The 23,446-nt window shown below is 49.4% G+C and carries 21 protein-coding genes, 1 other RNA gene and 1 pseudogene; 18 read left to right on the forward strand and 5 right to left on the reverse strand.

Annotated features, from left to right (window positions below; all coding sequences use genetic code 11):
• Positions 1-22: 22 nt before the first annotated feature.
• A complete protein-coding gene (locus QJ036_RS08080) occupies positions 23-670 on the forward strand; it encodes a rhomboid family intramembrane serine protease (RefSeq protein ID WP_283230881.1) in 648 nt (215 codons plus the stop codon).
• On the opposite strand, the gene QJ036_RS08085 is transcribed toward QJ036_RS08080, so the two are convergent.
• Positions 605-1,399 (reverse strand): sensor histidine kinase, encoded by a 795-nt coding sequence (locus QJ036_RS08085; RefSeq protein WP_283230882.1) that lies wholly within the window; start codon positions 1,397-1,399, stop codon positions 605-607. The genes QJ036_RS08080 and QJ036_RS08085 overlap by 66 nt on opposite strands.
• A gap of 142 nt (positions 1,400-1,541) precedes the next feature.
• On the opposite strand from QJ036_RS08085, the gene QJ036_RS08090 reads away from it, so the two are divergent.
• The 3 genes from QJ036_RS08090 (at position 1,542) to QJ036_RS08100 (ending at position 4,544) form a co-directional block, all read left to right on the forward strand.
• Entirely contained in the window at positions 1,542-3,626 is a 2,085-nt protein-coding gene (locus QJ036_RS08090) for a SpaA isopeptide-forming pilin-related protein (protein ID WP_283230883.1), read from the forward strand.
• Complete coding sequence (locus tag QJ036_RS08095; RefSeq protein WP_283230884.1) at positions 3,623-4,039, forward strand: single-stranded DNA-binding protein; 417 nt, start codon at positions 3,623-3,625, stop codon at positions 4,037-4,039. Before QJ036_RS08090 ends, QJ036_RS08095 begins: the two co-directional genes overlap by 4 nt.
• Before the next feature lie 85 nt (positions 4,040-4,124).
• Positions 4,125-4,544, forward strand: coding sequence for an HIT family protein (locus QJ036_RS08100; RefSeq protein ID WP_283230885.1), 420 nt, complete (start codon positions 4,125-4,127; stop codon positions 4,542-4,544).
• Between the two features lie 22 nt (positions 4,545-4,566).
• Here QJ036_RS08100 and QJ036_RS08105 read toward each other — a convergent pair whose 3' ends face one another.
• Together QJ036_RS08105 and QJ036_RS08110 are read right to left on the reverse strand one after the other, a co-directional pair.
• Positions 4,567-5,634, reverse strand: coding sequence for an undecaprenyldiphospho-muramoylpentapeptide beta-N-acetylglucosaminyltransferase (locus tag QJ036_RS08105; protein WP_283230886.1), 1,068 nt, complete (start codon positions 5,632-5,634; stop codon positions 4,567-4,569).
• 16 nt (positions 5,635-5,650) lie between these two features.
• On the reverse strand, positions 5,651-5,899 hold the full coding sequence (locus tag QJ036_RS08110; protein WP_283230887.1) for a TIGR03905 family TSCPD domain-containing protein: 249 nt from the start codon (positions 5,897-5,899) through the stop codon (positions 5,651-5,653).
• 146 nt (positions 5,900-6,045) lie between these two features.
• On the opposite strand from QJ036_RS08110, the gene QJ036_RS08115 reads away from it, so the two are divergent.
• A complete protein-coding gene (locus QJ036_RS08115) occupies positions 6,046-6,744 on the forward strand; it encodes a 5'-methylthioadenosine/adenosylhomocysteine nucleosidase (RefSeq protein WP_283230888.1) in 699 nt (232 codons plus the stop codon).
• Between the two features lie 228 nt (positions 6,745-6,972).
• A complete protein-coding gene (locus tag QJ036_RS08120) occupies positions 6,973-7,806 on the forward strand; it encodes a hypothetical protein (protein WP_283230889.1) in 834 nt (277 codons plus the stop codon).
• A gap of 130 nt (positions 7,807-7,936) precedes the next feature.
• Here the strand turns inward: QJ036_RS08120 and QJ036_RS08125 are convergent, their stop codons facing one another.
• Positions 7,937-8,206, reverse strand: coding sequence for a hypothetical protein (locus QJ036_RS08125; protein WP_283230890.1), 270 nt, complete (start codon positions 8,204-8,206; stop codon positions 7,937-7,939).
• A 203-nt stretch (positions 8,207-8,409) separates the two neighbouring features.
• Here QJ036_RS08125 and QJ036_RS08130 point away from each other — a divergent pair.
• From QJ036_RS08130 to ffs, 5 genes and pseudogenes are all read left to right on the forward strand, one after another.
• Positions 8,410-8,619: pseudogene (locus QJ036_RS08130) on the forward strand (transposase); the annotation flags it as partial.
• Positions 8,620-8,907: 288 nt separating this feature from the next.
• Complete coding sequence (locus QJ036_RS08135) at positions 8,908-9,996, forward strand: hypothetical protein (protein WP_283230891.1); 1,089 nt, start codon at positions 8,908-8,910, stop codon at positions 9,994-9,996.
• Between the two features lie 82 nt (positions 9,997-10,078).
• Entirely contained in the window at positions 10,079-11,389 is a 1,311-nt protein-coding gene (locus QJ036_RS08140) for a C39 family peptidase (RefSeq protein WP_283230892.1), read from the forward strand.
• A 16-nt stretch (positions 11,390-11,405) separates the two neighbouring features.
• Positions 11,406-11,933: a tRNA adenosine(34) deaminase TadA gene (tadA, locus tag QJ036_RS08145; RefSeq protein WP_283230893.1), complete on the forward strand. Its 528-nt coding sequence runs from the start codon at positions 11,406-11,408 to the stop codon at positions 11,931-11,933.
• Between the two features lie 65 nt (positions 11,934-11,998).
• An RNA gene (gene ffs, locus QJ036_RS08150) (signal recognition particle sRNA large type) lies at positions 11,999-12,261 on the forward strand.
• 64 nt (positions 12,262-12,325) lie between these two features.
• On the opposite strand, the gene ade is transcribed toward ffs, so the two are convergent.
• On the reverse strand, positions 12,326-14,122 hold the full coding sequence (gene ade / locus QJ036_RS08155) for an adenine deaminase (RefSeq protein ID WP_283230894.1): 1,797 nt from the start codon (positions 14,120-14,122) through the stop codon (positions 12,326-12,328).
• 205 nt (positions 14,123-14,327) lie between these two features.
• On the opposite strand from ade, the gene QJ036_RS08160 reads away from it, so the two are divergent.
• From QJ036_RS08160 to QJ036_RS08190, 7 genes are all read left to right on the forward strand, one after another.
• Positions 14,328-15,431 (forward strand): 6-phosphofructokinase, encoded by a 1,104-nt coding sequence (locus QJ036_RS08160; protein WP_283230895.1) that lies wholly within the window; start codon positions 14,328-14,330, stop codon positions 15,429-15,431.
• 116 nt (positions 15,432-15,547) lie between these two features.
• Positions 15,548-17,188 carry a DNA polymerase III subunit gamma/tau gene (gene dnaX / locus QJ036_RS08165; RefSeq protein WP_283230896.1) on the forward strand — a complete coding sequence of 547 codons (1,641 nt, stop codon included), beginning with the start codon at positions 15,548-15,550 and terminating at the stop codon, positions 17,186-17,188.
• A 46-nt stretch (positions 17,189-17,234) separates the two neighbouring features.
• Positions 17,235-17,579, forward strand: coding sequence for a YbaB/EbfC family nucleoid-associated protein (locus tag QJ036_RS08170; RefSeq protein ID WP_283230897.1), 345 nt, complete (start codon positions 17,235-17,237; stop codon positions 17,577-17,579).
• On the forward strand, positions 17,579-18,175 hold the full coding sequence (gene recR, locus QJ036_RS08175; protein WP_283230898.1) for a recombination mediator RecR: 597 nt from the start codon (positions 17,579-17,581) through the stop codon (positions 18,173-18,175). The genes QJ036_RS08170 and recR overlap by 1 nt, the downstream gene beginning before the upstream one ends.
• Positions 18,176-19,289: 1,114 nt before the next feature.
• A complete protein-coding gene (locus QJ036_RS08180; protein WP_283230899.1) occupies positions 19,290-21,341 on the forward strand; it encodes a hypothetical protein in 2,052 nt (683 codons plus the stop codon).
• Between the two features lie 8 nt (positions 21,342-21,349).
• Positions 21,350-22,180 carry a Cof-type HAD-IIB family hydrolase gene (locus tag QJ036_RS08185; RefSeq protein WP_283230900.1) on the forward strand — a complete coding sequence of 277 codons (831 nt, stop codon included), beginning with the start codon at positions 21,350-21,352 and terminating at the stop codon, positions 22,178-22,180.
• Positions 22,181-22,189: 9 nt separating this feature from the next.
• Positions 22,190-23,062: a CvpA family protein gene (locus tag QJ036_RS08190; RefSeq protein WP_283230901.1), complete on the forward strand. Its 873-nt coding sequence runs from the start codon at positions 22,190-22,192 to the stop codon at positions 23,060-23,062.
• Positions 23,063-23,446 lie beyond the last annotated feature (384 nt).

Genomic DNA, 23,446 nt, shown 5'->3' on the forward strand with positions numbered 1-23,446 from the left:
TGTCCTCAGGAAAAGAGGAAGAATGATGAATGATTCAGCACCGGTTTTGAAAAAACGTTATCCATATGCAACGATCGCGCTGGCAGCGGCCAATATTGTATATTTTCTGCTTCTGATGGCCGTGGGAGCTGTGGAGAGCACGGCAAAAATGGTGGAATGGGGAGCCCTCTATATGGCAAAAGGGACTTATGTGGGAAGTCCCTTCCGTATACTGACTTCCATGTTTATGCATTTTGATATCTATCACCTGGGAAGTAATCTTCTGATGCTGTTTGTTGTAGGTGATATGCTGGAGGAACGCCTGGGACGGGGACGGTTTGTGATCTCCTATTTGATCAGCGGCCTGGTGGGAAATGCGGCGGCTGTATGGTGGTATCACCTGCAGGGAGCGACTGTGGTGTCAGCAGGAGCATCGGGTGCGGTATATGGACTGGTAGGTGTCCTCTGCTGTCTTGTTTTCCGAAAGCGGGGATCCATACCGGGGTTCAGCAGAGAACGGGTGCTTCTTATGATCTTTCTGATGCTTTACAGCGGCTTTGTCAACACAGGTATAAATGTGGCGGCCCATGTGGGTGGTCTTGCTGTCGGGCTTTTGTGCGGACTGTTATTTGGAGGAAGTCGGAAGCGCAGGCAGAACAACCGTGAAAACACTCCCTTTTCCGGGATGTGACGAAGCTGTCAGAGTACCGGAATGGGCATGAATGATTGCCCGGGCGATGGGGAGCCCCAGTCCTGTTCCCTGCGGCTTGTTGGTATAAAAGGGTTTAAAAATTTTTTCAAGCAGATCTTTGGGGATACCGCTGCCGCTGTCCTTGATCTCGACAGCGACGGCCTTTGAACCAATGACAGAAGCTTCTTCTTTTGATGCACTTCTTATCCGGAGGGACACGGTGCCCTCTGTTCCAAGAGCTTCCAGACCGTTTTTGATGAGATTTGTGAATACGTGACAAAGCTTTCCGGAATCTGCATATACAATGGCAGGGAACGGCAGACAGGATAATACCAGCCGTTTGTGCAGGCTGTCAAACAGAGGCTGACAGGTCCGGCAGATCTCGTTCATCATACTGTTCAAATCCAGTAGTTCTCTGGAAAGGGTTATTTCCTGCGCAGATCCGAAAGCGGTCAGATCTGCCAGAAAGGCCTGCATATGGGTCAGGTCGGAACAAAGATTGATCCAGTTTTCATCGGAGGTGATCTTCGGATGCTCCTGCTCCAGAAGTCTGGAGGTGCCCATGAGCAGGGTCAGAGTATTGCATAACTCGTGGGAGACTGTAGACAGAGTCATATGCAGGTTGGTTCCTGCTTCTTCCAGGTGCCGTTTCAGGTCCTGATTTTCCATTTGAAGCCTTTCGTTTTCTTTCAGAAGCTTTTCTATTATATTTCCAATATCTTTTTTCATTTTGATCAGACCTTTCTCATGATGATTCATCAAATTTTCACATAGCAAAGAGTAACATTTCAGGCAGTATAAGGCAAATAGAATCGGTCGACAAAAATCGACAGAGGAGCCGGAAAAACAGCTGTAATGAAGGAGAAACCACATGAAAAAAAGAAGAATGATAAGTATTTTTCTGATTATTATCACAGGAGTGATGTCAGTTCCTCTTGCAGGCAGAGCCCATCCGCAGGGAATTGCAGTTACGGGCGCAAAGCCGGAGGGATGGCTGTTTCATTATATTGACGGTCATACCAGTCCGGGCTGGTATTATTTTGAGGAGAACAGCGGAGAGCTTTTATATTGTATTGAACCACATGCTAACCGGGTAGGAGGACCGAGAACAGAGTGGAGCACACTGGATCAGTATTTTGGAAATGATAAAAAGTTTGCAAACCGATTGTCTTTGATTGGCTATTTCGGGATCCATTCCGGCTGGGGCCTTGATGGCTGGGCGGCTGCCCAGTCTCTGATCTGGAGCTATGTGATGAAAAGAAATGGTGAGACGGGAACCCAGTGGATTTCCACCGGAACGATCACATCGGAAGAAGTACTGCAGACGTATTATGCTGCCATAGAAGAAAAGGTAGAGTTTTATTTGAAAACGCCTGATTTTGGAAGCTCAGCCATTTCTCTGGAAGCCGGAAAGGAGATTACCCTGACAGATAAAAATGGGGTGTTCAGCACCATGGAGGTTCAGGAGGTTTCAGGACCTCTTCAGATATCCCGGAATGGAAACGGGTTGACCATAAAAGCCACAGGGATCCAGGGTGGAACGGGGAGTATCCGGCTGGTAAAGCCGCTTTCGGGAGCCTTATCAGGCACGGGCTTTGCCTATGTTTCCGAAAACCTGCAGGATATGATGACCTGTGGATATTACGAACCTGTTTTTGCAGATATAAAGGTCAGTATCACACCTGCCAGGACAGAAGTGAAGTTTTCCAAACAGGCTGCAGGTACGGGGATGGAACTGCCGGGAGCAGCTCTGAAGGTGACGGCTTTTGATGGAACGGAGATGGATTCCTGGATTTCCGGGGAGGAACCCCATTCAATTGCAGGTCTCCTGGTGGGACAGAAATATGTTTTGACAGAAGCTTTGCCCGCCCCGGGGTATGCGACAGCCGCTGCCATTCCGTTTACAGTGGAGCAAAATACCGGAATGATCATTATGGAAGACGCTATAACGAGGGTGGAAATCTCCAAACAAGACATGGCGACCGGAGAGGAACTGCCGGGAGCAAGGCTTCAGGTCACAAACGAAGCTGGCGAAATCATTGAGGAATGGGTGTCGGAGGAGGAGCCGCATGTCATTGAGGGGCTGGTAGTGGGGAAAACCTATTTTTTGACAGAGCTTCTGCCGGCTCCAGGCTATGCGACGGCGGAGCCGATCCCGTTTACGGTGGAGGATACCGGGGAGGTGCAACAGGCGGTGATGGAGGATGACATCACGAAGGTGGAAATCTCCAAACGGGATATCACAACAGGAGAGGAGCTTTCTGGAGCAAGGCTTCAGGTCAAAAATGAAGCAGGCGAAATCATTGAGGAATGGGTGTCGGAGGAGGAGCCGCATGTCATCGAAGGACTGACGGCGGGGGAAACTTATCTTCTGACAGAGCTTCTGCCGGCTCCGGGCTATGTAACGGCGGAGCCGATCCTGTTTATGGTGGAGGATACCGGAGAGGTACAACAGGTGGTGATGGAGGATGCTGTCACGAGAGTGGAAATTTCCAAACGGGATATGGCGACCGGAGAGGAACTTACGGGAGCAAGGCTTCAGATTACAAATGAAGCGGGAGAAGTCATAGAGGAATGGGTGTCGGAGGAGGAGCCGCATGTCATCGAGGGGCTGAAGGCAGGAGAAACCTATCGGCTGCATGAAGAGCTGCCGCCGGACGGATATCTGGAGGCAGAAGACATTTTCTTTCAGGTGGAGGATACTGCTGAAATTCAGACGGTGATTATGAATGATCAGCAGATACCGATAAAAACCGTATCAGATATGGAAGACACCCGTTCTCTGATCGCTCCGGCTACCGGAGTTTCCCATTCTTTGAGCGCTCCGGCTACCGGAGACGCTCATTCTCTGGGCATTCCGGCTGCCGGTATGATTTTGTCGGCAGTGCTGTTGGGCGGACTGTATGTCTGTACAAAACGGAAACAATATAACGATAAACAGGAGGAACCAAAATGAACAAAGTGATTTTGATGGGCAGACTGACGAGAGAACCGGATATCCGGTACAGCCAGGGAGACACTGCGATGGCGATCGCCAGGTATACGCTCGCCGTAAATCGGGGATATCGAAAAAATAATGAGGAACAGCAGGCGGATTTTGTTTCCTGTGTTGCTTTTCAGAGAAATGCAGAATTTGCAGAAAAATATCTTCATCAGGGAACGAAGCTCCTTGTGACAGGGCGGATCCAGACGGGAAGCTATACCAATCGGGACGGACAGAAGGTTTATACGACAGAGGTGGTGATAAATAAGCAGGAATTTGCGGAAAGCAGGGGGACGTCCGTCCGGGCTGTTTCACAGGAAAAGGAAAACAGCGGATTTATGGATATTCCGGAAGGAATTGAGGAGGAGGGCCTTCCTTTTGCCTAAGCAGCAGTTTACAAATGGGGAGGAGAAGGGTAAACTAGAGAGAGGGGAAAGACCCACGTGATAAGAAAAGACAGGAGTGAAGAATATGAAAGAGGAAAACTGCATTTTTTGTAAAATCGCAAACGGTGAGATTCCGGCGGCAACTCTTTATGAGGATGATTTATTTCGGGTGATTCTGGATCTGGGACCGGCATCAAAAGGACATGCGCTGATCCTTCCCAAAAATCACTTTGCAGATCTTCTTGCACTTGATGAGGAGACCTCTGCAAAGGTGCTGGCTGTGGCGGCAAAGGTTGGCGCTGCCATGAAAAAAAGCCTTCACTGTGATGGCTTCAATCTGGTACAGAATAACGGAGAGGCAGCGGGACAGACGGTATTTCATTTCCACATGCATATCATACCGCGCTATGAGGGCGGCCCCAGAATGGTTAGCTGGGAACCCGGACAGCCGACAAAGGAAGAACTGGCTGAGCTGGCAGAGTGCATCCGGCAGGAATTGAAATGACAAATGAAAATGGGGCGGGCGGTTATTTGCCGCCTGCCTCATTCAAGAGCTTTATGATCGTTCCGACAGCATCAGCTGTGTCGCTGCCGCTCATTGCTCTGATATAGTCCTGCCTGTTGGCATGAACCTTCCGGATCGTTTCCAGAAGTACCTGATCGGTTAAATCTTCTTCCAGAATCACTTCACTGAAGCCCTGCTTTTTAAAAGACTCCGCATTGAGAAGCTGGTCTCCTCTGCTGGCAGCAGCCGACAGGGGGATCAGGATATTGGGCTTTCTCAGAGCAAGAATCTCACAGATTGAGTTGGCACCGGCTCTGGAGATCATCAGATCCGACATGGCGAACAGGTCCTTGAGCTGCGAGCTTATGTATTCATATTGAACATAACCGTTCAGCCCTTTCAGAGATTCATCCAGATTTCCCTTGCCGCACAGGTGAATGACCTGCCATGTTTTCAAAAGCTCCGGCAGAATATTCCGTACAGCGGTATTGACCTTTACGGAGCCTAAGCTTCCGCCGATGACAAGGAGCACAGGTTTTTCAGATGAAAGGCCGGTGAACTTGAAGCCTGCAAGGGGAGAGCCGCTTAAAAGTTCTTTTCGGATCGGCGAACCGGTAAGGACCGCCTTATCGGAAGGAAGATACTTTAAGGTCTCAGGGAAGTTGCAGCATACCTTTCGGGCGGAAGGAATGCACAGTTTATTTGCAAGCCCCGGTGTCATATCCGATTCGTGGATGATGACAGGAATTTTTTTCTTTTTTGCGGCAAGAACCACGGGAACTGCCACGAAGCCTCCCTTGGAAAAGATCACATCCGGTTTTTGTTCCTTCAGAATTCTGCCCGCCTGAGAATAACCCTTCAGAATGCGGAAGGGATCCGTGAAGTTCTTAAGGCTGAAGTAGCGTCTGAGCTTACCTGAGGAAATTCCATGATAAGGGATTCCGGCCTTCTCAATCAGTTCTTTTTCAATTCCATTATAGGAACCGATGTAGCGGATGTCATAGCCCTGTTCCAGCAGTGCGGGAATCAGAGCCAGATTTGGGGTGACATGTCCGGCAGTACCTCCGCCGGTTAAAATAATTTTTTTCATGATATGCTCCTGAGGCTTAATTTGCAGCTTTATATTCCTTTAATGCCTTTGCCAGCTGATCGGGACATGAGGTTCCACGTCCACCACAATCAATGCCGTCAATTCTTCGAATGGCCTCATCCACATCCATTCCTTCGATCAGGCGGGAAACACCCTGAGTATTTCCGGAACAGCCGCCGATAAACTGAACAGTCTTTATTTTATTATCCTCAATTTCAAAACGGATTTCACGGCTGCAGACGCCGCGGGTTTTATAAGTATTCATAAATTTCATTACCTCCTTTTATGCAAGTATAACACAAAATCAGAGAAATGCACCATCTTTTTCATTGCCAGAGCTTCGGAGGATGGATATAATAATGTCAGAACCAAAGTATGATAATGAAAAAGAAACGGCAGGAGGAATCAAATATGATAGGAATTATCGGCGCCATGGAAGAAGAGGTTAATCAGTTAAAGGAAGCGATGGAACAGGTTTCCGTGGATACCAGGGCTTCCATGGAATTTTGCAGGGGAACCCTCGATGGCCGTCAGGTGGTAGTGGTGCGAAGCGGGATCGGTAAGGTCAATGCGGCAGTCTGTACGCAGATACTGGCGGACGTTTATGGGGTAAAGGCGGTTATTAATACAGGAATTGCGGGATCTCTGAAAGCGCAGATCGATATCGGAGATATTGTGCTTTCTACAGATACGCTTCAGCATGATATGGATGCGGAGGCCTTTGGGTATCCTGCAGGACAGATACCCAGGATGGATACCCTTTCCTTCCGGGCAGATGAAGAGCTGATCCGTTGTGCGGAGGAATGCTGCCGGCGGGTAAATCCGGATATCAGGACTTTTCGGGGACGTGTTCTCAGCGGGGACCAGTTTATTGCGGACCGGGAAAAGAAGGAATGGCTGGTAAATACCTTTGACGGATTCTGCACGGAAATGGAGGGAGCTGCCATTGGACAGGCCGCTTACCTTAACGGGATTCCCTTCCTTGTGGTGCGGGCCATTTCCGATAAGGCGGACGACAGTGCATCCATGGATTATCCGGAGTTTGAAGCAAAGGCTATTTCCCATACCGTTGCACTTATGAAGGATATGGTAAAGCACCTGAACCTGTAAAGGAAAAGCTGTTGTAAAGGTTCATGGAATTTTCTGTCGGAAAAATACGAACGATTTTTCTTCTCATCCTGTGTTTTTGTGGTATACAATGGGGACAATCTCCGGAGGCCGATCATGGCCCGGCCGGAGCAGATCCCGATTCACGGCTGCCGCGGAACGTGGAGAAGGGATACCCGAAACGGGAACCAGAAAAACCGGACCGGATCCGGATGAGAAAGGGGAATCATCATGTTACTGGAGTTTTTGGAGACAGGAAAGGTGCTTTATATTATGCTGGCTGTCAGCGTATTGGGAATATTGAGTAAGCTCCTGGTAAACGGAAGATACAAAAAGCTCATCAAACAGTCGCAGAATATGGGAACAGCCAAGGATAAGTATTTGAAACAGTGGAAGGTCAAATTTGAAAACACATACCGTTCAAACAGCGGAATCGGAAACATTCCGGTATATGTAGAGAAAAACCTGGGACAATATAAATTTATGGGAATCCGCCTCTCCCGCCTCTCCCGTTTTAACAGTCTGGCTGCAGCACTTGTGTGTCTGGGCGGCCTGACGGCGGCATTTATGACTTACTGGTATGCCCGCACAACAAGAATGGTGGCATTGTACAGCGCGGCCGGCATTCTGCTGGGAGGCGCCATGGTCCTTTGGGAAAGCATCTGCAATACTCCCGGCAAAGAGGGACGTCTTCTTTTGTACATCCGGGACTATTTTGAGAATACGTTGGTACCCAGGCTGGAGACAGGGCTGGCGGCTTTTGGAGGGCCTGTAACGGAGGGAACAGTCCGGGAAACGGGTTCAGAGCTTAAAGATACTTCCGATACCGAGGCTGTTTCGGAAGTCAGAGCAGCGAAAGAAACGGCATCCGCTTTGGAAACAGAAACGGGATCTGTTGACGGCGCTTCGGAGGAAGCGGCAGCCAGAGAGCAGGATGCACAGTTTTTGAGAAAACGGCTGGAACGGATCGCGTCGGGCCGTCGGGGAGGCGGCAGAGGCCGGAAGCTGACAAAAGAGGAAGAGCATCTGATCGAGGATATTATCCAGGAATATCTGTATGAATAACGGAAGATTGCCTGCTGCTTTGTGCGAATGATAGCAACAGCGCATCCATATGATCAAAACCATACGGATGCGCTGTCATACGGACAGCCGTCTGAGTGCCGGATGCCCCTTTGTCTGAATATCTGCATTTCTAATCTTCTTCAATAATCTGTATTTCCAGATAGTCAAATTCAATCTGTTCAATAAAACAATCCTGGGTAAACCGGCATTTGGAGTGGCGTCGAAAATCGTCGACGGTGGAGTCCAGCCAGATGGGGACGCTCAGATCAAAGGCAACGCAGATTTCCTCCAGACCTTGAAATACCTTTCGGGTACGGTTTAAAGAGGGATCATCGTTGCAGATCACGATGTCTTTTACCAGGTGGTTATTGTGAAATTCTTTTCCCCAGAGACGAAACAAGGTATCAGTCCTCCTTATGATTGACAAATGAAGTAAATGAATAATATGGTTATCCGGAGCGTTTTATATTAAAAGAATCAGTTTTATGCTAATGAATAATATAGATTATTTTATAAGGAAATTTATGAGAAAGCAAGGGAAAGATAAGGTGGCAAAATACTGTTTTTTGATGGCCAAACGTAATATAGATGATAATATAGACGAATTTAAAGTACAAGTATGGAAACAGACATTTCTGGTGTCGCAGATATTATTTAGATACAGTAGGAAAGAATACAGCTGCAATCAAAGCGTATATTCAGAATCAGTTGAAAGAAGATATAGAATACGATCAAATGTCATTAGTAGAGTATATCGATCCGTTTACGGGTGAGCCGGTGAAAAAACAAGAAATAAACCACTTGGAGTGGTAGTAGGAAGTCAAAGCAAACCAGCAAGCCTCTTTTGGGGCTGCGTCGGAGTAAGGAAGCACTGAATAAGCCCCTTTAGGGGGAGCTGTGAATGTGGTGCAGTTGTCAGACCTTCAGTACGCCTTCCGGGCGCAAGCAGGCAACAGCCCCTTATAGGGGCAGAACAAGCCACCTGCTAAGCGGGTGGTCTTGACTTGTCTTTTAAACCGTCCCGTATGAAAAAGGCTTGCCTGTGGGCATAAAGTGGTGTAAACTAGTATAAATAGGCGAGTTGTATACAGGAGGATAACCATGGCACGGGAAATACAGGACAATGTGGGATTTCTTCAGGAAGCAAAAGCGGCCCTTGCTGAGCTGGAGGCAGAGAAAGGAAAGAGCAGCCGCCTGCAGGCAGAGGAAAAACGGTTGACGAAGACTCTGGCAGCAGAAAAAAAGTCTGTAGAGGATGAAATTACATCGACGATCCATAAACGCAAGGATGAGATCACCGTAAGCTATGACCGCGAGATCAGTAAGACGCAGGATAAGCTGAAAAAGGCGAGAGCGCGTCGGGAGAAGGCGAAAAATCAGGGGGTCAAGGAGCGGATCAGCAATGAGACGGCTCAGCTTCGGGAGGAAAACCGTCAGCTGAAGCTTCAGAATTCCACGGCGTTTCATCAGAATGGCATTCCCGCCGTCTGCAATACAAAATTTTATTATTCCCTGTTTTTTACCAAAGGCATAAAGGAGGTCCTGATTTTTCTTCTGACTTTCCTCATTGCGTTTTTGATTTTGCCCTGCGGTATTTACCTGTTGATTCCCAATCATAAGCCCTGGCTCCTGATTGTCATTTATGTTGTTGCGATTGTCCTGCTGTTTGGCCTTTATATTCTGATCAATAACAAGACCAAGGTGAACCACCTGGAGATCATGAAGGATGCGCGGAAAAACCGTGACATGATCGAAGCAAACAAGAGAAAGATCCGTGTTATCATCAAGGCCATTGAAAAGGATAAAAACGAATCCATCTACAATCTGGGCAAGTATGACAAGGAGATCTCCAAGATTGAAGGAGAGCTGCAGGATATCGCCGAGAGAAAGAAGGAGGCGCTCCGAGTGTTTGAGAAGAAAACCCAGGAGGAACTGGAGAAGGAGATTTTTGAAAATAACCGGGCGAAGCTTGAGAATCTGGCAGTCCAGCTGAATCAGGTAACTGCAGCCAACAGAGAGGTGGGAAACAGTGTCCAGCAGAAATCCATTGCCTTTACGGATAATTACGGGCCGTACATCGGTCAGGAGTTCATGAGTCAGGAGAGACTGGACAAGCTGATCGACATTCTGAACCAGGGGCTGGCTTCCAGTATCACCGAGGCTCAGCAGATTTATAAAAATGTAAAATAGTATTATAAGACTGCTGTGAAATGAACCGTATTTTGCAGCAGCTTTCTTTTTGACAGCAAAACTGCCGGTTTGAGGAGGTAACATGCAGAAAGGAAAAGACAGAAAAACGGTAATGCGGACAGGAATTCTTCTGGCGGCGGTGTGCCTGATCCTCTCAGACTGCATGCGTTCTCTCGCGGCATTTCAGGCGGAGGATCCGTTTAGTACTGCGGGAACCGCAGCGGTCGGTGATTTTCTCGTTGGGCCTGGCTGTGATCACGGCGGGAACGACGGAATATTTACCGAAGATATCGGAACAGCGGATCTGGACGCTTTGTTTGCCTCCATTCAGGGAATGGAAGCATCCTGGCAGGCCGCCCAGTCGGAAAAAATGGAAAGGGCAGGGATTCCTGCAGAAAGACAGAGCTTTGTCCATGCCGAAGGCTTTCAGGATGCATCCAGACAGATTCTGGCCATGACGGCAGTTTACCGCGGCTATACGTTTTACAACAGGATCGTCTGCCAGTGGTACGCGGAGAATCTTTGGAAGGAAACCTATACCTACCAGGTGGTCGGGACAAAGTATCAGGAAAAGGCAGTGGAGAAGCTGCTTTCCCTGGCTGCAGGGGCTGCGGATCTCCTTGGAAACGGGAGCGCTGTCCTGACGGAAGCGGTGGAAAATACAGAAACTGCCCTTGACGGTCAGTACCGGGTCACCGTAATTTTGAAAAACCGGCCCAGGGAAGAGATCTACGATACGGATTACTGCCAGTTTCGGATACCGGTGGAATGGGACGGCTGGACAGAGGAACGCCGCCGGGAATGCGAGGAACTTTTGACCATGGGGGAAGAGGATTTTCGCGAAGAAATTAAGAAGCGTCAGTCGGAAAGCCTTCTTTGGTCTCCCCTTCCTTTTTACAAGCAGGGAGCCATCGAATGGGGAGCAGAGCCGTTCGGTGACGGGACGCTTGCCAGCGATGCCTGCTGTCCGACAGCCATTGCCATGGTGTTATCCTATTTTGAGGGCCGGCGGATCACTCCGTCAGAGGTGGCAGCCCGATACGACAACGATGCCTGCAGAAGCAGGTCTCAGGGCTCCTACGGAGGGAAAATGTGTGCGGCGGCCGCCGCAGACTACGGACTTTCGGTGGAGGCGGGAGTGGATTCTCTCACAGGAAAGCAGATTCGGGAGGCGTTGGAGAGCGGCGCAAAAATCGTCATGTCCATGAAGCCCGGCGGAACCGGAGGAAGATATGCCCATGTGTACCATTATGTGACGCTGGCAGGCCTTACACAGGATGGAAAAGTCATCGTTAATAATCCGGGTATCAACACAGACGTGACCTATGACGATATGGAAACGATTCTGGACAATCAGTCCGGCCGCGGATACGGGATTTTCCGGGCAGAATAAAACAAAGGAGATAAGTATGGCAGACTCGGTTTATTATATGAAGGAGGCCATCCGGCAGGCAAAAAAAGCAGCAGCCATCGGAGAGGTGCCCATCGGCTGTGTCATTGTATACGAGGATAAGATCATTGCCAGAGGTTATAACCGGCGTACCACCGACAAAAATACTCTTGCCCATGCGGAGCTTCAGGCTATCAAAAAGGCCAGCAAAAAGCTGGGGGACTGGAGGCTGGAGGGCTGTACCATGTACGTGACACTGGAGCCCTGTCAGATGTGCTCCGGTGCGCTGGTTCAGGCGCGGATCTCTGAGGTGGTGATCGGCTGCATGAATCCCAAGGCGGGCTGCGCCGGATCGATTCTCAATCTTCTGGAAATGCCGGAATTCAACCATCAGGTGAAGGTGGTCAGGGGAGTCATGGAGGAAGAATGCTCCCGGCTTTTAAAGGACTTTTTTAAAGCCCTCAGGCTGCGCCTTAAGGAAGAAAAACGGGAACGTCTGGCAGAGGCCGAACGACAGGAACAGATGAGTACCGAGGGGCAGCAGTAAGAAAGGATTTGACAAAAGAACACTTCCGGGGTATACTGTCAGGGTACGACTTTGTCATAAAATTTCCGCACAGCTGGGGAGTTAGCGGTGTCCTGTACCTGCAATCCGCTATAGCAGGGGTGATATCCTGCCGAGGATCACAAACTGTGAAGCTGCCCTTTATAAGCGGCGTTGAAGTCTGGGTCTTACGCAACAGGACCCTGTGAACCGTGTCAGGCCAGGAATGGAGCAGCACTAAGCAGGATCTCCTGTGTGCCGTGAGGCAGCCTGGGCCGAGCAGGCTGTAAAGGTAACGTTTGCGGTGCGTTTTTCGACGCAGGATGTGCGGATTAAAATAAAAATTCAGGGAGCCTTTGAGGGCTCCCCTTTTTGTGCAGTGAAAGTGCAGATCTTTAGTTTTCAACCTCCAGAGGAACAAACTGGAAGGTGGTGCAGTCCACCAGCCCGCGGTCGGTAAGACGAAGCTCCGGCAGGCAGGCGAGAGGAATCAGCGCCATGGTCATAAAGGGAGACGGCATGGAGCAGCCGATCTGCTTCCAGGAGCCTTCCAGATTTTCCACCAGCTGACTCATTTCCTCGAGGGATTTGTCGTTCATCAGACCGGCGATGGGAAGCGGAACTGTACCCAGCACCTTGCCGTTCTGGACGGCAGTCATGCCGCCGCCGCACTGGATCAGTGTGTTGGCAGCCAAAGCCATATCCTCGTCATTGGTCCCGATGACTAAAAGGTTGTGGGCATCGTGTGCCACGGTGGAAGCCATGGCGCCGCAGGTGATTCCGAAGCCCTTTACGAAGCCGAAGCCCTTCTTGCCGGTACTGTGGTGACGCTCGAAAACAACTGTTTTCAGCACGTCCTGACCGGGATCAGATTCCAGCCGACCGTCCTTTGCGGTCAGAGTTACATGGCGCTCAAAGGACCCCACCTTGGCGGGAATTACTTCGATGGCGCGAACGGTCACCTGGTCGGCTTTTGCGGGAATTGCAAAGGTTTCTTTTGTTATCGTTTCACCAACATGCATGGAGTGGGTCGCCCATTCCGGGTAAGCATAGGGCGCAAATTCCTTAGTCATGGCACCGTTTTCGGCTGTCAGATCTCCGTCGATCCAGACCTTTGTCACATTGAGGCTTTCCAGATTGTCGAGAAGCACCATGTCGGCGCATTTTCCGGGAGCCACACTTCCGAGATCATGATCCATCTGGAAGCACTGGGCGCAGTTGATGGTCACCATCTGAATGGCGGTTATGGCATCGATTCCCTCTTCCACCGCCCGGCGTACAATATGATCCAGGTGGCCCTGAGCCAGAAGAGTGTGTGGATGGGTATCATCAGAGATCAGGGTGGCAAAACGGCTGTCCACCTTGTGCTCGGTGATACTCCTGGCCACCTCTTTGAGATCGTGCCATGCGGATCCTTCCCGGAACATGGCGTACATTCCGAGACGCATTTTAGCCAGAGCATCCTCCGGTCTGGTGGATTCATGGCAGCAGCGGACACCGGAGGCGATATAAGCGTTCAGGCCCTTTCCTGTTTCCGGCATGGAATAATGGCCGGTTACGATTTTTCCTGCCTTTAAGGTGGCGCCGGTAATGCCGTGGGCGTGATCCGAGGAGCCGAGAATACCGGGGAAGTTCATCATCTCGCCGAGACCGACGCATTCCTTCCAGTTCATGGTTTCTGCCACCTCATCGGGACCGATGAAGGAGCCGGTGTCTTCAAAGCCGGGTACGGCAGGCACGCAGGAAGGGGTGGTGAGCATGGCCTTCAGAGGAGTTCTGGCGGCGTCTTCCAGCAGGCATTTGACACCATCCAGTCCAAGTACATTGCAGATCTCATGGGGATCCATATAGATGCCCACAGTGCCATGGGGAATCACAGCCCGGGCATATTCCCCGACACCCATCATGGACGACTCCACATGGATGTGTCCGTCCAGAAAACCGGGAGCCAGGTACTGTCCCTCTGCATCGACGACCAGCGTATCAGGTCCGATACAATGTGCTGCGTCGCCCACCAGCGCGATCCGCCCGCAGGAAACTGCCACGGAGATGTCCTCCTGGATCTCATGGGTACATACATTGACAAGCCTTGCGTGGGTAATCACCATGTCAGCGGGGACAGACCCTCCGGCTACAGCGGCCAAAGTCTGGCTGACTTCCCACAGCGGCTTTTTGCAGAATGTGTTGATCATAGCAAGCGCCTCCTGTTCTACAGTATGGATATTGATAGTTCGGAAAAATCTTTTACAGACAGTATAGCAGAAAATGAAAGAATCTGAAAGAGTCCCAAAACTTATTTTCTTTATGCTTGCCCACGCTCTCTCTTTATTATATAATAGAACTAATTGAAAAGGCGCGAAGAGTGACTTTGATAATAAGACAAGGGAGGCGGTTTTTATGTTAAGAGTTGGTATGCTGACAAGCGGTGGTGACTGCCAGAGTCTGAATGCTACCATGCGCGGCGTGGCGAAGGCACTTTATCAGATGTATGACGATGTGGAGATCATTGGTTTTGAGGACGGCTATAAAGGCCTGATTTATATGAATTACCGCATTATGCAGCCAGAGGATTTTTCCGGTATTCTGACGGAGGGCGGAACGATCCTCGGAACTTCCAGACAGCCCTTCAAGCTGATGCGGGTTCACGATGAAAATGATCTGGACAAGGTTGAGGCCATGAAGCACACATACAGAAAGCTTCGGCTGGAGTGCCTTGTTGTACTGGGCGGAAACGGAAGCCAGAAGACGGCAAATCTCCTTCGGGAGGAGGGTCTCAATGTGATCGGTCTTCCCAAGACCATTGACAATGACCTTTGGGGCACGGACATGACCTTCGGATTCCAGAGTGCGGTGGACATTGCCACAAATGCCATTGACTGTATTCATACGACAGCTGCTTCCCACAGCCGTGTATTTATGATTGAGATCATGGGACATGGCGCAGGCTGGCTGACCCTCAATGCAGGTATGGCAGGCGGTGCAGACATTATCCTGATTCCTGAGATCCCTTATGATATCAATTCCATTATTAGCGCTCTTAAGAAGCGTGAAAAGGCAGGTAAGGACTTCTCCATCATTGCGGTGGCGGAGGGCGCGATCTCCAAGGAAGACGCGAAGCTTACCAAGAAGGAATTGAAGAAAAAGAAAGAGAAGGCGGCCAAAGAGGGCAAGATGTCCTATCCGTCTATCGCATATGAGATCGGAGCTCAGATTGAGGCATCCTGCGGTCTCGAGGTACGTGTGACCGTTCCCGGACACATGCAGCGGGGAGGCGCTCCCTGTGCTTATGACCGTGTGCTTTCCTCCCGTTTGGGAGCAGCGGCTGCCAAGATGATCAGCCGGAAGGAATACGGCTATATGGTGGCGGTGAAGAGCCGTGAGATTTCCAAGACACCCCTGGAAGAGGTGGCAGGAAAGTTAAAGACAGTAGATCCCAATGCTTCCATTATTGAAGAAGCACGTTTGTTGGGCATCAGCTTTGGCGATGAACCGGTCGAATAAGCTTTGGCAGAATGATCAAAATAAGAAAGATAAGGCAGGGCGGGGCTTTTGCCCCGTCCCCTTTGGTTGCAGACGGTGTGCAGCCATAACCACGAGAAAAAGGAAGCAGCTGACCTATGGCATATACGGCATTATACAGGAAGTGGAGACCCGGTACCTTTGAAGATGTGAAGGGCCAGGATCATATTGTGACAACCTTAAAAAACCAGATAAAAACGGGACGCATCGGACACGCCTACCTTTTTTGCGGAACCAGAGGAACCGGAAAAACGACTATTGCAAAAATACTGGCGAAGGCAGTCAACTGCGAGCATCCGGTGGATGGAAACCCCTGCTGTGAGTGTGCGGCCTGCCGGGCCATTGCCGCGGGCAATTCGGTCAATGTGGTGGAAATTGATGCGGCCTCCAACAACGGCGTGGACAACATCCGTGAGATCCGTGATGAGGTGCAGTATTCCCCGGCGGAAGGAAAATACCGGGTATATATCATTGATGAGGTTCATATGCTGTCTACAGGCGCTTTCAATGCTCTATTAAAGACCCTGGAGGAGCCGCCTTCCTATGTGATCTTTATTCTTGCAACAACGGAGGTTCATAAGATCCCGGTAACTGTGCTGTCCAGATGCCAGCGGTATGATTTCCAACGGATCTCCGGTGAAACCATTTCTGCGAGACTTCGGGAGATGGCGGATGCGGAGAAAATTGCGGCGGAGGATAAAGCGCTCCGCTACATTGCAAAAAAAGGTGATGGCTCCATGCGGGATGCCATCAGTCTGTTTGACCAGTGCGTGGCCTTTTATTATGGGGAGAATCTGACTTACGAACGGGTGCTGGAGGTTCTGGGAGCCGTGGATAATGAGGTGTTCAGCCGGTTCCTCCGGGCGGTGGCAGGAAAGAACACCCGGGAGAGCATACGAATGGTGGAGGAGCTGGTGCTTCAGGGCCGGGAGCTTTCCCAGTTTGTGCTGGATTTTACCTGGTATATGAGAAATCTTCTGCTTCTGGAGGCCACCGACGGAGATGAGGAAGTCCTTGATATGACGGCGGAGGATATCCGCCGGCTGAAGGAGGAAACGAAGCTCATCGACAGCGAGACTTTGATGCGCTATATTCGTGTCTTTTCAGAGCTGTCCGGGCAAATGCGCTATGCCTCGGGCAAAAGAGTGCTTTTGGAATTGGCGGTGATCCGTCTCACAAATCCACAGATGGAAGAAAATGTGGATTCTCTTCTTCAGAGGGTAAAGGAACTGGAAAAACGGCTGGATCAGGGTGATTTTCTGCTGCCTGCAGGTGTGAAGCCTGCGGCCTCCGGGATGGAGGAGGGCAGCGGGAGCGGAGCTTCGGATACCGGCGGTATGGCGGGGAACAGTAAAACCGGGCAGACAGGATCGGCTGGTCAGCGGGTGGTGACACTCCCAAGGGCGCAGTATGAGGATCTGCAGCTGATCAAGGAACAGTGGAGCCGGATCATCCGGGATCTTGGAGCGTCCTATCGGCCGGCACTTTCTGGTGCTGTGGTCGAGCCTGCCGGTGATGCGGCCATATCTCTTGGCTTCCATGACGAAACCTCCTATATGATAGGCGGACGGGAACAGGTGCTGACTGCCCTTGAGGATTACGTGCGTACCAACTATCAGAAGGAGATCAGGTTTCGGGCCCGGCTCTTTACGGACGGCGAGACCGGCGATACCCGCTACATCAGTGAAGAAGAGTTAAAAACAAAAATTCATATGGACATCATTACAGAAAATAGTTAGAATAGTAATAACGCTTTGAAACCGTATTAAAAGGAGGAAAAATCCCATGGCAAAACGTGGTGGATTTCCGGGCGGAATGCCCGGTAATATGAATAATCTGATGAAGCAGGCCCAAAGGATGCAGAGGCAGATGGAAGAGGCACAGAAGGAGTTTGAGACAAAGGAATTCACGGCAGCTGCCGGCGGTGGCGCAGTGGAGGTTACCGTTTCCGGCAAGAAGGAAGTGACGGCGGTTAAACTTCAGGAGGAGGTCGTGGATCCGGATGATATCGAGATGCTGCAGGATCTGATCATGGCAGCGACAAACGAAGCACTTCGCCAGATGGAAGAGGCATCGGCAGCAAATATGTCCAGCCTGACTGGCGGTCTGGGTGGAGGCTTTCCTTTCTGATGGACTATTACAGCAGTAAAATCACAGCTTTAATTGAAGAATTGTCCAAGCTTCCGGGTATAGGCGCCAAGTCGGCCCAGAGGCTTGCTTTTCATGTGGTGAATATGCCGGAGGAGCGGGTGAAGGGGCTGGCCCACGCCCTGTTGGAGGCAAAACAGGGGGTTCGTTACTGCAAGGAATGCTTTACGTTGACGGACAGTGAGCTTTGTCCCATCTGCGCCAGCGATAAGAGGGATCACAGCACGATCATGGTGGTGGAGAATACCAGGGATCTGGCAGCTTATGAAAAGACAGGCCGGTATGAAGGCGTGTATCATGTGCTCCATGGAGCCATTTCTCCGGCTCTCGGCATCGGCCCGGCGGATATCCGGTTAAAGGAACTGATGACAAGACTTCAGGGGGATGTGAAGGAGGTCATTATCGCCACCAACTCAAGTCTGGAGGGAGAGACGACCGCCATGTACATAAGCAAGCTGATCAAACCCACCGGGATCCGGGTGACCAGGATTGCCAGCGGCGTCCCTGTGGGAGGTGATCTGGAATACATTGATGAGGTCACTCTTCTTCGTGCGCTGGAGGGCAGGACGGAGCTGTAAGCTCCGGGCGGCCATAGAGCCAGGACAGAAGGCTTATATCCTTAAAACAGTATATGATCCGCATTCCTATGATGGCATAAGGATGCACGCGCCCGAGATAAAGTACAAAATCGGGCGTTTTTTATTGGCCGGAAAAAGAAGAAAGGGCAGCAGCCAGATGAGGAAGGCGGCGCCGCGATGGTGAACTACTATTTGCTTTACTGTATGCAATAGTCGAGAAAAAACAGATAATTTAGAAAAATATAACTTTTATATCAATTAACTACAAAATAAATTTAAAAAAAACTAAAAATATACTTGACATCATTAAAAGACTGTGTTATTATAAGGACAACAAACAAACAGACAATCCTTTAAAACAAAAGGAGCAGCAAAGAAATCTGACGAGAAAGGATTTCGGAAAACAAAAGGTGTAAAGAAACCGAATTGGTAAAATCATTCCAAAGGAAACCGGAATCAGTGGCGATCCGATAGGGATATCGATCAAGATTAGACGTACCATCAGTTGGGATGATAACAAAGCTTCTTTCAGACAAGAGAGACGTATTCCACGAAAGCTTTCGTGCAAGGTCGTCAATGGAAGTGAAAAGGATTGTTGCTCAGGAAAGGGAAAGGAGGAGATTCCACTGGACACAGAAGCAATACAGCTGAAAACTCAATATGATTCTCAGTTGATGGAAGCAACATCCTGTTGGAACCGCCTTCATCATATAGAGAACAGATAAAAACGTAAGAATCCGAATCAGTATATGAAAGTATACAAGATCGAAGAAGAAAATCGGATCAGATGTGATAACATCAATGAGAATCATGAGTTTTCGGTAATGCAAAATGAAACAATGTAAAAAATGGAAAACGTCAAGGTATTGGAAGTTGACGGAACAGAAGCCATAGTATATTTGAATAAGGCGGATAGGATATCACAGAAAATTCCTTCGATAGATAAAAGAAAAAATTACAGATAAAACATACAACTACATATAAAAATAAAAAAAGGATACAGGAAAGTATCCTTTTTTTACGGTTGTTTTTGACAAGGGAAAATGAGTATGATACACTTAGGGTGCGTATATATGCCCAGACGGCAAAGATCAATTATATTTGAGGTGATACTGTGGATAAATATGAATTGAGTATCAAGGAAGATAAAATTAAAAAGCATGCGGATAAAAAGGACTTTGTATCCGCTGCAAAAATCGCAGACACCATTGACTGGAGCAAGGTCAAAAATATTAAAATGCTGACTCTGGTCTCCCAGGTGTATGAGAAAATGAAAAACTATACAGAGGCAAAGAACGTCCTGCTGCTTGCTTATGAGCGGGTACCGGTGGGACGCCGGATGCTTTACAAGCTGACGGAGCTTTGTATCAAGGCAGGGAATCTCGATGAAGCGGAAGAATTTTTTGAGGAATTTCAGGAAATTGCCCCCAATGATATCAGCAAGCTGATTCTGGCCTATCAGATCGAGGCGGCCAGAGGAGAGCCGCTGGATAAGCTGATCACGATCCTGGAATTATACCGGAAAAATGAATTTGAGGAAAAGTGGGCATATGAGCTTGCTTATCTGTATCACAAGGCAGGGCGCGTCAAGGATTGCGTACAGCTTTGCAATGAAATTATCCTTTGGTTCAGTGTCGGTCCCTATGTGGACAAAGCATTGAATCTGAAAATGCAGTATGAGCCTTTGACTCCGTCCCAGCAGGAGAAGCTTGTCAACAAAAAGAAGTTTGAGGAGCGGGTCCGGGCGGTAGAGCGGGAGTTTGAAGAGAAATATTCTCAGGAGACGCTGGATGCCAGAGGCAGTGCCGAAGAACCGGATAACAGCCGGGAAGAACTCCGCGAGACGGCCATGACAGAGGAATTTGCAGAGGATGGATTCGCCCAGGACGAATTCGCCCAGGACGAATTCGCTCAGGATGAATTTGCACAGGAGCAGTTTGCCGAACCGGAGCTTACGGAGGAGGCTTCGGTGGACGAGTCTTCCGGCATGCTGTTTGCAGATGCCTTCCAGGACATGCAGGCAGATCTGGCTCAGGCGGTACGGGCAGCAGCGGATGATCTGCCCGTGGAAGAGGAAACGGCAGCACAGGATACAAGAGAACTGATGGGACAGACCAGGGAGCTTGTGAAGCCGGAACCTGAAGCTGTACCGGAAAAGGACCTCGGACAGACAGCGGAATTTTTGAATGATGTATCGGCAGCTCTTGCGGCATCGGTATTTGCGGAGGAACCGGAAGAGGAACCAGAAGAGGAACTGGTTGAATCTGAAGAGGAAGAGCCTGAGTATGAGGCTGCTTCGGAGGAGGAACCGGTATTGCCTGATGATGAAGAACCAGAAGAAGAGGAGCCGGAATTGCCTGCTTATGAGGCGGAAGAACCGGCGGCGCCTGAGGAGACAGCTCCTTCGGAGGAGGAAGCCGACGATGATGCAGCAGCGGATGAGCTGGTAAATGAGGTCAGTGCAGCAATGGCGGCAATGGTGCCTGAAATGGAAGAGGATTTTGAGACGGTTTCGGAGGTTTCAGAGGAGTTCCGGATCACCTGCGTGGTGGTGGATGCAGAGCCGGGGCCTGGGAGAGTTCCTCTTGCTGTGGAAAAGCTGAAGAAAACTCATGAGATTCTTGAAACTCCGGCGACCCAGGTGGCCAAAATCTCCGGAGAAAAGCTGAATGCCAGAGGCATTCACGGCACATTTGCCAAACTGGCCGGCAGAGATCTGATCGTGGACGGTGCGGCGGATATGAGCGACGAGACGGCATCTGAGCTGGCGGCAGAGCTGGAGCATCCTTTCGTTTCCATGGTTGTCATTCTGGTGGATTCTACGGATCGCATTGACGAGCTTCTTGCGGCAAATCCTGCATTGGACAGGCTGTGTGTATATCTCGATGATGAAAGCGAAATGAGCATCGATGATTTTGTGGCCTGCGCCAATGAATATGCCCAGGAAGAAGAATGTGTCATTGACGAAATGGCCGGGCTGGCTATTTATGCGGCAGCAGAGCGGATGAGAAATGAAGGAATTGAGCTTTCCGAGGAGGCAGCCAGAAATCTGGTGGATGATGCCATTGACAAGGCAGAGCACAGAGGCATCAAAGGCCTGTTTACTTCCAAATATGATAAAGAAGGCTATCTGATTTTAAAGGAACAGTTTTTTAAGAATATGTAGGGTGGATTATGGAAATTCGACTGATTGCACTGGACCTGGACGGCACCCTGCTGACTACAGATAAGCGGCTTACGGCTCATACGCTGTCTGTGCTTTCACAGGCAGCTGAGCGTGGAGTCTATATCGTTCCGGCTACGGGAAGAAGTGTGACAGGTCTTGCACCGGAGGTGCGGGACCTGCCATTTGTTAAATATGCAATTACTGTCAACGGAGCTGCGGTCTGGGATGTAAAAAATCAAAAACTTATATCGAAAAAAGCATTTGCAACGGAGCAGGCTACAGAGATCTGGGATTTCATTTCCGGTTATCATACGATGCAGGACGCCTGTATTGACGGAGTGGCACGCATGGAGCCGGAGCACTTTGCCCATCTGGAAGAAATTATGACAGATGAGCCGCGCATCAGGCTGATCCGTTCTACAAGGGTGCCTACAGACCATATGCGTTCCTGGGTGACAGACAGAACTAAGTCTGTGGAAAAATTCAATCTGTTTTTCAAGCCGTCAAGGGAGGCGGATCGCCAGACGGCCAGGATCGCTTTGGGAGCCTTTCCGGGACTGTCGGTTACGTCTTCTCTGGGAAATAACCTGGAGATCAATCATATAGACGCAACCAAGGGCAAAGGGCTGATGGCTCTGGCTGCTCATCTTGGACTTGAATCAGAACAGGTTATGGCTTTCGGAGACGGGGAAAATGATATCTCCATGCTGGAGGCCGCCGGTATCGGCGTGGCAATGGAGAATGCGCCGGAGGTTGTAAAAGACGCAGCGGACATGGTCGCCAGAAGCAACGATGAAGACGGTGTGGCATATGCCATTGAAAAGCATGTGCTTATATAGGAAGACATCATGGAAATAAATTTTGTTTTGATAGCAGCAGCTCTGATCCTGCTGCTGAGTATTATTATCGGCGGGGCAAAAGGGCTTCTGAGAAGCAGCCTCTCGCTGATTGCATTGATATTGTCGGGAATTATTGTTATGGCGCTGAATCCGATCGTAACCGGCTTTCTGCGGGATCACACGAAGCTGGATGAATGGATCGAAGCGAAGATTGAGAACATGATTGCCTCAGAGATGAATATGGAAACGACGGATGACGGAGAAACGATTGTCCTGGGCAAAGATGTGACGCTGCCGACGGACGTTCAGCTTCCGGATGGAACGGTATTTCCTGCGGGAACCGTGCTTTCGGCAGGAACGGTGCTCCCGAAGGGAATCGGTTTTGATGAGTTCAGAGAACAGGTGGATGCAGAGCTTTCCACAACACAGCAGAGCAAAATCATCGAGATGCTGCCGGTTCCGGAAAATCTGAGGGAATCTCTGGAAGCAAATAATAATACGGCCGTTTATCAGCAGCTGGGAGTGGAACGGTTTACAGATTATATCGGAAGCTTTATCAGCAATATCTGCCTCAGCATTATCGGCTATGTAGTTACGTTTCTGCTTGTGTTCTTTGCGCTTCATATATTGATCCTTGCGTTTGATATCGTAGATCGCCTGCCGATCATCCATGGGATCAATCATTTTGCTGGGGCGCTCCTTGGAATTTTGAAGGGACTTTTGATTCTGGAAATTTTGTTTTTGGTTCTGATCCCCTTTGCCACAACGGATTTTGGGAAAAATGTAATGGCGCAGATCAATAACAATGGATTTTTAAGCCTTCTTTATAATAATAATATTTTAATGAAGCTTATGATGGGAATTATGGGGAAGGGCGTATAACCACAAGAACTGGTAACAGAAACAGGTCAGACCACAGTATATGTGGATGGCCTGTTTTTATGCCTGAAATGCCGATGTTTTAATGAAAAAATCACGTATAATAAATGAAAAAAGGCTCTTGACAAACTGCAATTTAATGTGATATATTGTAAATCCACGGCGGGAAAACAAAAAAAGCCGCGGATGAAAAAAGAAAAAAGTTGTTGACAAATAGCGGTAACCGTGTTAATATATAGAAGTTGTCGCTAACACAACAAAAATGAACCTTGATAACTGAACAGTATATTCCAACCCCTGAAAATTCTAAAAAAGAAGTTTCAGAGAACAGATGCGAAAGCATCACCTTTAAGTAAAGTAAACGGGATAAAAGGAAAAGCTAGAGCT

The organism is Fusibacillus kribbianus, assembly GCF_030053595.1.
Classification (GTDB): Bacteria; Bacillota; Clostridia; order Lachnospirales; family Lachnospiraceae; genus Lientehia; species Lientehia kribbiana.

Coding starts and splice junctions, on each gene's coding strand:
- recR (WP_283230898.1), top strand. CDS start 17,579: ATGGACTATTACAGCAGTAAAATCACAGCTTTAATTGAAGAATTGTCC.
- QJ036_RS08080 (WP_283230881.1), top strand. CDS start 23: ATGATGAATGATTCAGCACCGGTTTTGAAAAAACGTTATCCATATGCA.
- dnaX (WP_283230896.1), top strand. CDS start 15,548: ATGGCATATACGGCATTATACAGGAAGTGGAGACCCGGTACCTTTGAA.
- QJ036_RS08140 (WP_283230892.1), top strand. CDS start 10,079: ATGCAGAAAGGAAAAGACAGAAAAACGGTAATGCGGACAGGAATTCTT.
- QJ036_RS08135 (WP_283230891.1), top strand. CDS start 8,908: ATGGCACGGGAAATACAGGACAATGTGGGATTTCTTCAGGAAGCAAAA.
- QJ036_RS08100 (WP_283230885.1), top strand. CDS start 4,125: ATGAAAGAGGAAAACTGCATTTTTTGTAAAATCGCAAACGGTGAGATT.
- QJ036_RS08160 (WP_283230895.1), top strand. CDS start 14,328: ATGTTAAGAGTTGGTATGCTGACAAGCGGTGGTGACTGCCAGAGTCTG.
- QJ036_RS08105 (WP_283230886.1), bottom strand. CDS start 5,634: ATGAAAAAAATTATTTTAACCGGCGGAGGTACTGCCGGACATGTCACC.
- QJ036_RS08095 (WP_283230884.1), top strand. CDS start 3,623: ATGAACAAAGTGATTTTGATGGGCAGACTGACGAGAGAACCGGATATC.
- ade (WP_283230894.1), bottom strand. CDS start 14,122: ATGATCAACACATTCTGCAAAAAGCCGCTGTGGGAAGTCAGCCAGACT.
- QJ036_RS08115 (WP_283230888.1), top strand. CDS start 6,046: ATGATAGGAATTATCGGCGCCATGGAAGAAGAGGTTAATCAGTTAAAG.
- QJ036_RS08170 (WP_283230897.1), top strand. CDS start 17,235: ATGGCAAAACGTGGTGGATTTCCGGGCGGAATGCCCGGTAATATGAAT.
- QJ036_RS08085 (WP_283230882.1), bottom strand. CDS start 1,399: ATGAAAAAAGATATTGGAAATATAATAGAAAAGCTTCTGAAAGAAAAC.
- QJ036_RS08185 (WP_283230900.1), top strand. CDS start 21,350: ATGGAAATTCGACTGATTGCACTGGACCTGGACGGCACCCTGCTGACT.
- QJ036_RS08120 (WP_283230889.1), top strand. CDS start 6,973: ATGTTACTGGAGTTTTTGGAGACAGGAAAGGTGCTTTATATTATGCTG.
- tadA (WP_283230893.1), top strand. CDS start 11,406: ATGGCAGACTCGGTTTATTATATGAAGGAGGCCATCCGGCAGGCAAAA.
- QJ036_RS08090 (WP_283230883.1), top strand. CDS start 1,542: ATGAAAAAAAGAAGAATGATAAGTATTTTTCTGATTATTATCACAGGA.
- QJ036_RS08190 (WP_283230901.1), top strand. CDS start 22,190: ATGGAAATAAATTTTGTTTTGATAGCAGCAGCTCTGATCCTGCTGCTG.
- QJ036_RS08110 (WP_283230887.1), bottom strand. CDS start 5,899: ATGAATACTTATAAAACCCGCGGCGTCTGCAGCCGTGAAATCCGTTTT.